Origin of the sequence: Streptomyces sp. NPDC050433, assembly GCF_044458565.1 — a bacterium.
In the GTDB taxonomy this organism is placed as follows: domain Bacteria; phylum Actinomycetota; class Actinomycetes; order Streptomycetales; family Streptomycetaceae; genus Streptomyces.
In genome coordinates, this window is the sequence record NZ_JBITIB010000031.1 from 64735 (window position 1) to 77304 (window position 12570).

Here is a 12570-nt window from a genome sequence, read left to right on the forward strand (position 1 = left end):
GACGGCCCTGCCGGTCACGTCGTTTCTTCGGTAAGCTGTTAGTTCTGGCAGGGCTTACCGGGGTTGCAGGCCAGGCCGCATACGGTCCAGCCCGAATACCACGGCAGGCACGAGCAGCACCCGAGCGTGCCGAGGACACCGGAGCCGGCTCCGTTGATCTCGGTCAGCTCCTCATCGGTGATTGCGGTGAGACCCTCGCCCGACGGATGGGCGGGGGCCTCACTCCCGAGGGACAACCGGTAGTCGGCGTCCTTCCAAGAGCGGACTATGTCCACGAGAATTCACTCCTTGATGTGATGGCGGGCTCAGCAACAACCGCGTGTGCCCATGCTGCAGCTACCGCAGAGCGTCCCGGTGGGCGAGCACACCGTGATCGTCAGCGTGATCGTGGCGCACGCCCACGTGGTACCTCCCGCGACACCGTCGAGCTGGTCGTCGGCCAGCTCGACCAGACCGGCCGGGTTGGCCGGGGCCTCGCTGAGGGTGGCCCGGTACTCCGGGTCCTTCCAAGCGCGAACAAGGTTCATTTGTCTGTCACCTCCTCTCGTTTCGGATTCGGGACACCGGCCGTGTTCCTCCGGCGATCCGGGTGCCATCCTCCGCAGCCCGCATTCACCGGGCGTACCGCGAACGGACGAGGACGCGCACAGGCCACGCATACGCCGGGTGTGTTTCCGGCATATGCGTGGCACCCGCGACGAAGGTCCTGCACGGGCTCGGGGATTCGCCGGTCATCCGCCGGACGTGCCGCGGTGCTCAACGCCGAAAAGGCGCCCCACCGCGATGCCGTCGCGTGGAGCGCCTTCGGTGATCCGCCCGTCCCGGACGGTCAGCGAGCACCGGGAACCGGTCGGACATGCGCAGCCCGTCCCGCCCGTCTGCCGTCGGCGGTCTCAGAGTTGAGCGCCCGGGTTCAGCCTTCGGCGCAGCTCGGAGCGGGTCTTGTCCTCTTCCCGCGACACCGGGTTGGGCTCCGCGTGCGGTTTGCACTCCGCGCGATGCGCCGGTGTCTTGCCGGCCAGCAGATACGCCTCGACGTGGTCGTTGACGCACGCGTTGGGGCCGCCCGCGATGCCGTGCGTGCCCGCGTCGCGTTCGGTCACCAGCGCTGAGCCGGACAGCCGCCGTTGCAGCTCCAGCGCTCCCGGATACGGCGTCGCCGCGTCCCGTTCGGCCGCCAGGATCAGCGTCGGCGGCAGCTCACCGCGGTCGGTGCGGACGTCGACCGGCCGCTGGCGCGGCGCCGGCCAGAAGGCGCACGGCAGATTCATCCACGCGTTGTCCCAGGTCTCGAAGGGCGCCTGCGCGGCGAGTTCGGTGTTGTCGCGGTCCCACACCTTCCAGTCCGTCGGCCACGGGGCGTCGTTGCACTCCACGGCCGTGTAGACGGCGTTGCCGTTCTCGTCGTCGACGGCCGCCGCGGGACGCGGCGTGGCCTGGTCGATCAAGGGCTTGGTGTTGCCCTTCAGGAACTCCGAGAGCGCCGTGGCGCGCATCGTCCAGTAGTCGTCGTAATAGCCCACCCCGAGCATCGCCGCGTGCAGCTGGCCCGGCCCGACCTTGCCGCCCGCCGGGTGGTGCGCGACCGCCGCCCGTACGCGCTCGTAGCTGCGCTGCACCGCGTCGGGAGTGGTGCCCAGGTCGTACGTCGCGTCGTGCTTGGCGACCCAGGCGCGGAAGTCCGCCCAGCGCTGCTCGAAGGCGAGGGACTGGTCGAGGTTGTTGCGGTACCAGATCTGGTTCGGGTCCGGGTTCACGGCCGAGTCGAAGACCATCCGGCGTACGTGGGACGGGAAGAGCGACGCGTACAGGGCGCCGAAGTACGTTCCGTAGGAGGCGCCCATGAAGGACAGCTTCTTCTCGCCGAGGGCGGCGCGCAGGACGTCGAGGTCGCGGGCGTTGTTCAGCGAGGTGTAGTGGCGCAGCGCCGGTCCCGCGTTGCGGGCGCAGCCCTGGGCGTACGCCTTGGCGCGCGAGACACGCTCCCTCTTGTACGACTCCGAGGGGTACGTCGGCGCGAGGGTCGGGGCCTTCGCGAAGTCGAGGGGCTCCTGGCAGGACAGCGGCGCGGAGCGGCCGACTCCGCGCGGGGCGTAGCCGACCATGTCGTACGCCGCCGCGATCCGCTTCCACTCGGGCATGCCCGCCGCCATCGGGAAGGCCATGCCGGAGGCGCCCGGGCCGCCGGGGTTGTAGACCAGCGCGCCTTGGCGCTGCACGGTCTCCACGGCCTTGCCGTCGCCGCCCGCGCCGCCGGTCTTGCCGGACGCCTTCACCCGGCTGACGGTGAGTTTGATCCGCTCGCCGTCGGGCCGGGCGTAGTCGAGCGGCACCTCGACCGTGCCGCAGGTGAGGGGAGCGGGCAGCATCTCGGCCTTGGAACACGTACGGAAGGTGATTCCGGCGGCGGCGGCGCGCTGGGCGGCGACGACCGTGCCGCGCTCCTCGGACGAGGCGCCGGCGAAGTCCGCGCCGCCCGCCGGGGCGGCGGAGAGGGTGGACAGGACCAAGGAGCCGAGGGTGGCCAGGGCCCCGTACTTCGCAACTGCTCTCATCGCTTTCCCTTCAGGCGTGCCGCGGTGCGGGAGGGCGATCATCTCCGGCGCGGCAGGCATGTAAAGGATCTGTGAGCGGTGTCGGGGCGCGTGACTCCGATGCGTCATACAGTCACTCAAGAGGCCCGTACGGGGTGCGGGATCGGGCGGGGCGTGCTCCGTGCGCGGGTGCGTACGGGCACGCCCCGTGGCGTACGAGGGGTGGCGCGGGTCAGCCTCCGCCGCCCCCTCCGCCACCGCAGCCGCCCCCTCCACCGCCTCCTCCTCCGCCACAGCCGCCCCCTCCGCCGCCGCCGGAGCCGGATCCGCCGCCCCCGCCGCAGCCACCGCCCGAACTGCCGCAGCCCGAACCTCCGGAGCCGCCGCAGCCGCCGCCCCCCGAGCCACCGCCCCCTCCGCCGTCACCGAAGCCCGCGCTCGCGCACCACTCCACCGTGGCGGCGGCCAGATGCTGCGCCGGCTGGAAGTCACGGCCCGGCCGCATGGCCCTCGCGACCGTCAACTGCTCCCGCAGCAACGGGTCGTCGAGCGCCATGTGCCCGTCTACGGCGATCTGATGGGCGGGGGTGGTGATGTGCCGGTAGGCCGTGCGGAACCTCAGCCGCGCTTTGATCCCGGCGGTGGTGAGGCGGCGCCTGGCCACCACGGAGAAGGCGATACCCGAGAGGAAGCCGAGGAACGCGAGCGGCAGGGTGGGGATGGCCGCCGGGTCGCCGGTGCCGGCGAGCACGATGATGGTCAGCGGCAGGGAGATGACGCACACGAGCGCCTGCGTCAGCCCCCAGTGCACCCACAGCCGGGTCTTCCTGGCCGGGACCAGCAGGCCGCGCGCCGCGAGGGAGTCGCCGACCTCCTGCACGGCGTGGCTGCGCATCACCGCGAGGCGCAGCGAGTGCAGGGCGCCGTGCGGTGCCAGCGCGTGCTCCTGGATGACGGCCTGTTCCACCGGGTTACGCGCGACATGACTGTGGATGGCGACGATGCCGGGGCCGCCGATGCCCAGCCGCCCGTCCGTGTGCATGGCGACGATGGCGGTCTCGGCGACCCGGCCGGGCCCGCCGCCGAGGAAGGCGACGTCCATGAGGTCGTGGACCTCACTCACACCGCCGCGCGAGCGAAGGGTGATCACTCCGACGAGGAGCGAGACGAAGGACAGGGGGATGGCTATCTGGAGCGCGGTCACGAGCGTCTGCATGCCGGTCACCGCCCCACGAGTACGGCGCGGGCCACACGTGCGATCCGGACCGCCCGGCTCGGCGGCCGTGCCCCCGAACGGTCCCGCCACCACTGCGTCAGCTCGCGGCGTGCCGCCGCGTCCTGCGGCTGGTCGGCGATCAGCAGGTGCTCGGCGAAGTTGAGCGCGTCGCGCCGGTAACCGGCGTGCATGGGGCGGGACTTGGCGTACGCGAGGAAGGCGGCGCGGTAGCCGTCACCGAGGATGCGCGGCAACTCGGGCGCCACTTTCGCGACAACCTCCGCCCGTTTGGCGGCAAGGGCCCGACTCTGCACCCCGAGCCGCCGCGAGTCGAACCCCTCGGGCGCGGGGGTCCCCGCGACCAGAGCGGACAACAGAGCGGTCTGCGCGAGAGCGAGCCGCACACGGACGGGGTCGGTGGGGAGGTCTTCGGGCTCACCCGCTCCGGCATCCGGCGCCGTTCCGGCCGTCGGCGGACTGGTGGCTGTGCCCCTGTCGTCGGCAGGTGGCTTGGTGGCAACCTCCTTGTCCCGCACGGTGGTTGACGTCGGGGCCGGGAGCCGGAGTGTCGTGCGGATCGTGGTCAGTTCCGCGGACAGTTCCGCCGTCGGGGGGAAGTTGTCGTCCCGTTCCAGCAGGACGCCCGGCGGGGAGATTCGCGAGCGCAGTTCCGCCAGTACCGCCAGCACCGGTGCGCCGACCGGGTGGGCGTGGGTGTCGTGCCAGACGCCGTCGCGTTCGATGCCGCCCGCGACATGGACGTACGCGATGGCCTCGACCGGCAGTTGGTCGAGCGCCGTCGCCGGGTCCTCGCCGCGGTTGACGTGGTTGGTGTGCAGGTTCGCGACGTCGATCAGCAGCCGTACGCCCGTACGCTCCACCAGCTCCGCCAGGAACTGACCCTCCGTCATCTCCTCGCCCGGCCAGTTGATCAGCGCGGCGATGTTCTCCACGGCGAGCGGCACGGGCAGCGAGTCCTGGGCGATCCGTATGTTCTCGCACAGCACCCGCAGCGCGTCCCTCGTGCGCGGAACCGGCAGCAGATGGCCCGCTTCGAGCGTGGGGGACGCGGTGAGCGGGCCACCGGCCCGTACGAAGGCGATGTGCTCGGTGATCAGCGGGGAGCCCAGTGCCTGGGCCCGCTCCGCCAGATCGGCGAGGCGCTTGGCGTCGGGCCGCTCCGCGCCCCCCAGACCGAGCGAGACGCCGTGCGGGATCACGGTGACGCCGCGCTCCCGGAGCCGGACGAGCGAAGCGGGAAGGTGGTCCGGGCAGACGTTCTCGGCGACGGCCTCGACCCAGTCGATGCCGGGCAGCGCCTCAACCGCTTCCGCGATCTCGGGCCGCCAGCCGATACCGATGCCCAGGTCTCCCAGGTCTCCCCGGTTCCCCAGTGGTGGCGCTTGGCTCATGATTCTCCCCCTCCTCCGTGCCTCGGCGAGTGCCGGTTCAGAGGTATTGGCCCCGCCGGGCGCCGGTGAATCCAGAGCAGGGGACGTTCAGAGCATCATTTGAGGTTCCCGTCCCAGTCGGGCGAACCGGACGGATCTACGGCGTGGCCTTCACGCTCGGCGCCGGCGGACGGTTCGTGTTGACGGCCGTCGGCGCGCCCGGCTGGGTGGAGGGGCGGGAGGTGAAGGAGCTGTCCCCGGTCGGTGACGCGGCCGGCGGCGACGGCGGCAGGTTGCCGTTCGGCGGCGGCGGTCCGGTGGGGCTGGCGGTCTTGGTGCCCGCGGCCTCCCGCGCGATCTCGTCGAAGTCGACGAGCCCGGTGCCCTCCAGCATCGTGATGTGGTCCAGGACAGTCTGGTTCGCGTCGGTCGCGAGCTGCCGTATCAGGGTGTTCCGCGTCGTATGTCTGACCTCGGCTATCAGCGCGAAGACCTTGCCGTGCGCGTTGCGCAGGAGGTTGGCGAACTTCCTGTCGTAGTCGGCGCCCGTGGCCGCCGACAGCTCCCGCAACCAGCCCTGCTGCTGGTCGTTGGGCTGGTTCGGCAGCTCGACACCGAGCTTCGCCGCCACGTCGCGCGCGCGGGCGTCGAGGTCGGTGTGGCCGACGACCAGATGGTCACCCGCGTCCTTGATGGCCTGGCTGGGGGCACGCTCGATCGCCTGCTGCCCGGCGGGCAGTTCCCACAGGCCCGCGAGCCGTACCTTCACGAGGAAGTCGCGGTCGGTCGCCGAGAGCGGGCCCCACTGGGTGGCCACGCTCGACGCCGCCAGATTCGACTCCCCCGTGCCGGAGCGGTCGGCGTACGACCAGACAGGAAAGGCGAGCGCTCCGACCGTCGCGACGAGCGCCGCGATGATGAGTGCCGTGCCGTTGATACGTCGCAACAAAGTGTCTCCCGAGCCGATGCGCCACCGCGTACCACCGTGTACCGCCAAGTGCCACTACGTACCACCGCGGAATCAACCGCTCACTGACCGGTCGTTCAACTTACCTAGCGGTATGGGGAGATACGAATCCCGGCGCGGGAGTGTTCAACGCCGCAGCGCCGGATGATCGGCGACCACCGTGCTGGACCCCGCCGCGATTTCCGTGAAACCGGCATCACGGACCAACGGCAGTCCGCTGCCGGTCAGTTGGCGCCACCGCGCGGAGTCCGCGGTACGTACGGAGAGCGGGAAACCGGCCTCCTGCCACGCCTTGCGGTCGGCCTCCGACAGTTCCCACCACGCGAGCTGCGCGCCGTGGCCGGCCTGGGCCATCGCCTTGCCCGCCGACATGTCGAGATCGGGGCTGAGCCAGAGCACCGGGGCGGACAGGTCGGCGGCGGGCGGCGCCTCGGGGTCGGCCAGATCGGTGCCGGAGACCTGGAGCTTCGCCAGTTCCTTGGGCCAGCCGTCCAGCGGGACCGGCGGGAAGACACGTACCTCCGCGTACGGGGCGAAGTCCACGCCCTCCGGCGACCCGTCCGCACCCTCCGGGCTGTTCACCGTGATCCCCGGCAGCAGCCCCGCCTTCCGCCACTCCGCGCCGCGCGCCCTGCGCACCACCTTGCGGATCCGGGCGTCCTGCCAGTCCCGCATCGCCCGCGCCCACTCGCCCTCGCCCGTCGACCGCTCGTCGGCGAGCATGACCAGTACGGCGCGGGCGGCGGCCTCCAGCGCGTCGGTACGGGTCGGCGGCGCCGCCTTCTCGATCCGCACCACCAGCGGCAGAACGAACTGCGGGGCCTCGTCACGCGAGGTCTGCTCGTGGCGGAACGGGCTGTCGGCGGGGGTCTCCGGGCGGGTGTCGTCGATGCTCACGGGGCAAGTGTGCCAGCCCGGACCCGCCGGATTGTTGGCGGAATGGGCCCCTCCGGGTGACCATGCTCGGCATGAAGAGCGATCTCTTTGCCACCGAGAACATGGCGCAGCAGGCGATCACCCCCGGTATGAGCCTCCAGAACGCCAAATCCGTCAAGTACGCCGTCAACGGCGAAATGCACGCGCGCCAGGGGTCGATGATCGCCTTCCGCGGCAATCTCCAGTTCGAACGCAAGGGCCAGGGCATCGGCGGGATGCTCAAGCGCGCCGTCACCGGCGAGGGCCTGCCGTTGATGGCCGTGAAGGGCCAGGGCGAGGCGTGGTTCGCGCACGAGGCGGCCAACTGCTTCATCGTCGACATCGAGCAGGGCGACGCGCTCACCGTCAACGGCCGCAACGTCCTGTGTTTCGACGCCACGCTCTCCTACGAGATCAAGACCGTGAAGGGCGCCGGCATGACCGGCGGCGGCCTCTTCAACAGCCTCTTCACCGGCTACGGGAAGCTCGCCATCATCTGCGAGGGCGACCCCATCGTCATCCCCGTCAGCGCGCAGGCGCCGGTGTACGTCGACACCGACGCCGTCGTCGGCTGGAGCGCCCAGCTCAACACCTCGCTGCACCGCTCGCAGTCCGTCGGCTCGATGATCCGCGGCGGTTCCGGCGAGGCCGTCCAACTGATGCTCCAGGGCGAGGGTTTCGTCATCGTCCGGCCGAGCGAGGTAACGGCGCAGGCCGCCGGGAACTGATCCGCCCGTGGAACTGCGAGGGGTGGGCCGCCGGTATCGCGCACCGGCGCGATCCACACCCCCGGCCTGCCGCTGGCCGCCGCCACGCTGGTGGCGGCCGTGGTGGCGGGCGGGGTCTGCGTCCTGGGCACCCGGCGCGGCTGAACGCCCCGGTTCAGTACGCTCGACGGCATGGGAGACGAAGCCACCGGCAGCGAGACTGTGGCGTACGCCGACTGCGTGCACTGCGGCGAGCCGACCGAGTACCCGGAATCGGTCAAGGGCAGCACGCTCTGCCCGGTCTGCGAATGGCACGAGGCCCAGCGGACGGCCTGCTCGGGGTGAAGGCCGGTGCTGATCAGCCCTTCATCAGCTCCGACACCTTCACGAAGCGGTAGCCGCGCTCGCGCAGCGCGGGCACGATCTTGCGGACCGCCTCGTCCGTCACCGGTGCCGCGCTCGTCGTGCAGTGCATGACCACCAGCGAGCCGGGGCGCACCTCGGCGAGTACCTGTTCGGTCACCGCGTCCGCGTCCGTGGCGAAGGCGTCGCCGCTGACCACGTCCCACTGGACCGCCGTCAGGCCCGCCGGGGCCAGGGTGCGCAGCGTCGACTGGTCGTAACAGCCGCCGGGGAAGCGGAAGTACGGCACCACCTGGCGCACCCCCACCTTGCGGAACGCGCCGAAGGCCCGCTCCACGTCGGCGGCCATGTCCTTCTGGCCGAGCACCGGAAGACCGTGGCAGTCGGCCGTGAAGGCGTGGTGGCTGTACGAGTGGTTCGCGACCTCGAACAGGGGGTCGGAGCCGATCTCTCTCGCCTGGGACGGATACTCCTCCGCCCACCGGCCGGTCATGAAGATCGTCGAGGGGACTTCGAGGCGGCGCAGCGAGGTGATCAGGGTCGGGTTGTCGAAGCGCTCGCCGCGGGCGGCGCGCGGTCCCTGGTCGACCGTCATGTCCGCGTCGAAGGTGAGCGCGACGGTCTTGGGTCCCGCCGCGGCCCGCGGCTTGCGCGCGGGGTCGGCGCCGCGCAGGAAGACCGGCGTCACGGCCGGGTGTTCGGGCCCGGCGGGCTGGCGCGCCGAGGCCTTGGGCGAGGGCGGGCCCGTCAGTCGGGCGTTGGTGTCGGTTCCGCATCCGGTGAGGAGGGCCCCCAGCACGGTGACGGACGCGAGTGTCAGTGCATATCTAGGCATACGGGGAAAATATATGACCATCTGTTCATCCTGCGGTTCCGGCGCTCGAAGATTGCCGGAACGCGGCACTGCTCGCCGTGACGGACCGTGAGAAAATCTCCTCCCGTTCAAGGGTGCATAAGGGTTCAAGGGGGACCGGCGAGAGCCGGGGGAGGGGCGACCCATGGATGTGTTCCTCGGTCTCGGAGTCGCGGGCGTGGTCCTGCTGGCGGTGGCGCTGATCTTCGACGGCATCTTCGAGGGCCTGTTCGGCGGCGTGCTCGACGGCGTGTTCGCGGGGCTGCTGTCCGTGCCCGTTGTGGCGGGATTCGTCGCGATGCTGGGCTTCGGCGGCGCGATCATGCTCGGTACGACGGACCTCGGTGTCGGCCCCGCCATCGCCGTCGGCGCCGTCGCCGGCGCGGTCACGGGCTGGCTGGCCTGGAAACTCAGCCGCGTACTGATGCGCGATCAGACGGACGCCACGCCACGGGGAACGGACCTTCTCGGTACGTCGGGGTCCGTGGTCACGGCCATTCCCGTCGACGGCTACGGCGAGGTGATGCTCCGGGTGGCGGGCCAGCCGGTGAAGTTCGCCGCGAAGAGCGCGGTGCCCCTGGCGCGGGGCGCCGAGGTCTGGGTGGAATCGACGCTCTCGTCCACGTCGGTGGGGGTCCGGCCCGTCGAGCGCTGACCGCCGTCCGTTCGCCCTGCTGATCCACCGGCTCACCCAACCGTCGAACCGCCGCGCGGCAACCGGCGTCCCACAGGCGCGGCGTCCACAACTCGTACGTCAACAGGGGGGAAACCCATATGAGTCCAGTGATCATCGCGGTGGCGGGAGTCGTCGTACTTCTCGTCCTGCTCGCGCTCGTCGTCATCACCCGCTACAAGGTCGCGGGCCCCAGCGAGGCCTTCATCATCACCGGCCGCAGGGGCAAGTCGTCCACCGATCCGGTCACCGGCCGGGTCAGCACCGACAACAGCGGTCAGAAAGTCGTGGTCGGCGGCGGCGTCTTCGTCGTTCCGTTCGTCCAGCAGAAGTTCACGCTCGACCTGTCCAGCCGCCACATCCCGGTCGCCGTCCGGGGCGCGGTGACCCTGCGCGGTGTCAAGGCGCATCTGGAAGGCGTCGCGATCGTCAAGGTCGGCGGCAACGAGGACGCCATCCGTGCCGCCGCCCAGCGGTTCCTGCGCCAGCAGAAGGGCATCGTCGGCTTCACCCAGGAAGTGCTGTCGGGCGCCCTGCGCGCCATCGTCGGCCGGATGGCCGTCGAGGACATCATCCGCGACCGCGCCGCCTTCGCCGGGCAGGTCGCCGAGGAGGCCGAGGCGAGCCTGTCCGGGCAGGGGCTGATCCTGGACGCCTTCCAGATCCAGGACATCACCACGGAGGGCTCGTACCTGGAGGACCTGGGCCGGCCCGAGGCCGCCCGCGCCAAGCAGGAGGCGGACATCGCCGAGGCGATCGCCAAGCGGGCCTCCGAGCAGGCCAGGCTCAAGGCCGCCGAGGAGATCGCGGTGGCCGAGCGGACCTTCTATCTGAAGCAGGCCGAGATCAAGGTCGAGACCGAGGCGGCCAAGGCGAAGGCCAACGCGGCGGGGCCGCTCGCCGAAGCCGCGCGTCAGCAGGAAGTCCTCGGCGAGCAGGAGAAGGTGGCGGAGCGCCAGGCAGCTCTGACGGACCGTCAGCTCGACACGAAGGTACGCAAGCCGGCCGACGCCGCCCGCTACCAGGCCGAGCAGGAGGCCGAGGCCCGCAGGATCGCGCAGGTCAAGGAGGCCGAGGCGGACGCCGAGCGGTCGCGGCTCACGGGTGAGGGCGAGAAGCTGCGCCGTGCGGCGCTCGCGGAGGCCGTACGGATCGAGGGTGAGGCGGAGGCCGACGCCATCGCGGCGCGTGGCAGCGCCGAGGCCGGGGCGATGCAGAAGAAGGCCGACGCGTTCGCGCAGTACGGCGACGCGGCCGTGCTCCAGATGCTCGTCGAGGTGCTGCCCGCCGTCGTCGCCAAGGCGTCCGAGCCGCTGAGCGCCGTCGACAAGCTGACGGTCATCTCCACGGACGGCGCGAGCCGGCTCTCGCGCACGGTCACCGACAACGTCGCGCAGGGCATGGAACTGCTGACGTCGACCACCGGGGTCGACATCGCCGAACTGCTCAAGGGCCTTTCGCAGAAGACGAGTTCGACGGAGCCGGCCAGGACGGGGGCCAAGGCCGCCAAATCCTCGGAGAACAACAAGAAGATCGAGGTGGGCGGCTGACGAGCCGTCAGTAACCCGTTCGGAGAGAGGCCGGCCGGACCGTTGTCCGGCCGGCCTCCGTCATGTCCGTTGAACACAACTCGCGTACCGCCCGTATCAAGGGGTCGGACTCCGTAATCCCCCACAGGAGGCGACGAGTTGAGTCACAGGCGAATATCCAAGGGCAAGGCCGTCCTCGCGGGAGCCGGGGCGGTGGGCGTCGCGGCAGCGGCCGTCCTGCTGCCGAACGCCAACGCGTCACAGTCCGGCGCGGACGACCGCGCGGGCGGCGGCGCGGGACAGAACCCGAGAACGGTCAGCGCCGCGTCGGCGCCGGAACTCGTCTCACGGCTGTCCGCACAGCTCGGCGAGGACTACGCGGGGGCGTACTACGACGCGCAGAAGAAGCAGGTCGTGGTGAATGTCGCGGACGGCGGCGGCAGTGGCAGTGGCAGCGGTGAGTCGGCCGAGCAGGTGCGTGCCTCCGGCGCCGTGGCGAGAAGCGTGCGCAACAGCATGGGCGAACTCACCTCCGCCACGGGCACGTTGAGCCGGAACGCCACCATCCCCGGCACCGCGTGGGCACTCGACCCCCGGACCAACCAGGTCCTCGTCACCGCCGACTCCACGGTCACCGGTGAGCGCTGGAACACCCTGGAGTCGGCCGTACGCTCGCTGGGCGACGGCGTGGCCCGCATCCAGAAGTCGGCGGGCGAGTTCAAACCGTTCCTGGAGGGCGGCGACGCCATCTTCGGTGGCGGCGCCCGCTGTTCGCTCGGCTTCAACGTCACCACGCAGGACGGCACCCCCGGCTTCCTCACCGCCGGGCACTGCGGCGTCGCGGCGGAGCAGTGGTCCGAGGCGCAGAACGGCGCGCCCGTCGGTACGGTCCAGGCCGCGACGTTCCCCGGCGACGGGGACTTCGCGCTCGTCACGTACGACGACCCGGCCACCGAGGCGCCGAGCGAGGTGGACGTCGGCGATGGGCAGACGGTGCCGATCGGGCAGGCGGGCGAGGCCGCCGTGGGCCTGGAGGTGATCCGGATGGGCAGTACCACGGGGCTGGCCGACGGCTCGGTCACCGGGCTCGGCGCGACCGTGAACTACGCGGAGGGCTCCGTCAGCGGCCTCATCCAGACCAACGTCTGCGCGGAGCCCGGCGACAGCGGGGGCCCGCTGTTCACGGCGGACGGCACCGCGATCGGTCTGACGTCGGGCGGCAGCGGCGACTGCACGTCGGGCGGCGAGACGTTCTTCCAGCCGGTCACGACGACGCTGGCGGCGGTGGGCGCGGAGATCGGCACGGGCGGTGGCGCCGAAGAGGGCGCTGAGCAGGACGCCGGCGCCGGAGCCGCCGACAACGACGGCTCCGGCGTGGAGGTCGGGAGCGACCACTGACCCCGAGTGCGCTGCCCTCGGCGC

13 protein-coding genes are annotated in these 12570 nt (G+C 71.3%); 5 read left to right on the top strand and 8 right to left on the bottom strand.

From position 1 onward, the window contains the following. Nucleotides 1-38: 38 nt before the first annotated feature. The 7 genes from ACIBLA_RS30520 to ACIBLA_RS30550 form a co-directional block, all read right to left on the bottom strand. The gene (locus ACIBLA_RS30520) at nucleotides 39-275 is read right to left on the bottom strand and encodes a mersacidin/lichenicidin family type 2 lantibiotic (protein ID WP_399200496.1); all 237 of its coding nucleotides are present in this window, start codon (nucleotides 273-275) and stop codon (nucleotides 39-41) included. 30 nt (nucleotides 276-305) lie between these two features. Further along, entirely contained in the window at nucleotides 306-659 is a 354-nt protein-coding gene (locus ACIBLA_RS30525) for a mersacidin/lichenicidin family type 2 lantibiotic (RefSeq protein WP_399200497.1), read from the bottom strand. Between the two features lie 234 nt (nucleotides 660-893). Continuing rightward, nucleotides 894-2555 carry an alpha/beta hydrolase gene (locus ACIBLA_RS30530; protein WP_399200498.1) on the bottom strand — a complete coding sequence of 554 codons (1662 nt, stop codon included), beginning with the start codon at nucleotides 2553-2555 and terminating at the stop codon, nucleotides 894-896. Nucleotides 2556-2766: 211 nt separating this feature from the next. Beyond that, nucleotides 2767-3750, bottom strand: coding sequence for a TIGR04222 domain-containing membrane protein (locus ACIBLA_RS30535; RefSeq protein ID WP_399200499.1), 984 nt, complete (start codon nucleotides 3748-3750; stop codon nucleotides 2767-2769). A gap of 5 nt (nucleotides 3751-3755) precedes the next feature. Further along, a complete protein-coding gene (locus ACIBLA_RS30540) occupies nucleotides 3756-5162 on the bottom strand; it encodes a DUF692 domain-containing protein (protein WP_399200500.1) in 1407 nt (468 codons plus the stop codon). A 136-nt stretch (nucleotides 5163-5298) separates the two neighbouring features. Continuing rightward, a complete protein-coding gene (locus ACIBLA_RS30545) occupies nucleotides 5299-6087 on the bottom strand; it encodes a DUF4142 domain-containing protein (protein WP_363239586.1) in 789 nt (262 codons plus the stop codon). Between the two features lie 147 nt (nucleotides 6088-6234). Continuing rightward, complete coding sequence (locus ACIBLA_RS30550; protein WP_363239587.1) at nucleotides 6235-7005, bottom strand: peptidyl-tRNA hydrolase; 771 nt, start codon at nucleotides 7003-7005, stop codon at nucleotides 6235-6237. Between the two features lie 71 nt (nucleotides 7006-7076). Here ACIBLA_RS30550 and ACIBLA_RS30555 point away from each other — a divergent pair, with 71 nt between their 5' ends. Beyond that, a complete protein-coding gene (locus ACIBLA_RS30555) occupies nucleotides 7077-7751 on the top strand; it encodes an AIM24 family protein (protein WP_363239588.1) in 675 nt (224 codons plus the stop codon). A gap of 171 nt (nucleotides 7752-7922) precedes the next feature. After that, entirely contained in the window at nucleotides 7923-8075 is a 153-nt protein-coding gene (locus ACIBLA_RS30560) for a hypothetical protein (RefSeq protein ID WP_363239589.1), read from the top strand. Nucleotides 8076-8088: 13 nt separating this feature from the next. Here ACIBLA_RS30560 and ACIBLA_RS30565 read toward each other — a convergent pair whose 3' ends face one another. Continuing rightward, nucleotides 8089-8928: a polysaccharide deacetylase family protein gene (locus ACIBLA_RS30565; protein ID WP_399200501.1), complete on the bottom strand. Its 840-nt coding sequence runs from the start codon at nucleotides 8926-8928 to the stop codon at nucleotides 8089-8091. A 163-nt stretch (nucleotides 8929-9091) separates the two neighbouring features. Here ACIBLA_RS30565 and ACIBLA_RS30570 point away from each other — a divergent pair, with 163 nt between their 5' ends. The 3 genes from ACIBLA_RS30570 (at nucleotide 9092) to ACIBLA_RS30580 (ending at nucleotide 12546) form a co-directional block, all read left to right on the top strand. Next, nucleotides 9092-9601 carry a hypothetical protein gene (locus ACIBLA_RS30570; RefSeq protein ID WP_363239592.1) on the top strand — a complete coding sequence of 170 codons (510 nt, stop codon included), beginning with the start codon at nucleotides 9092-9094 and terminating at the stop codon, nucleotides 9599-9601. 119 nt (nucleotides 9602-9720) lie between these two features. Further along, on the top strand, nucleotides 9721-11169 hold the full coding sequence (locus ACIBLA_RS30575; protein ID WP_363239593.1) for an SPFH domain-containing protein: 1449 nt from the start codon (nucleotides 9721-9723) through the stop codon (nucleotides 11167-11169). Nucleotides 11170-11307: 138 nt separating this feature from the next. Beyond that, nucleotides 11308-12546, top strand: coding sequence for a S1 family peptidase (locus tag ACIBLA_RS30580; RefSeq protein WP_399200502.1), 1239 nt, complete (start codon nucleotides 11308-11310; stop codon nucleotides 12544-12546). Nucleotides 12547-12570: the final 24 nt, after the last annotated feature.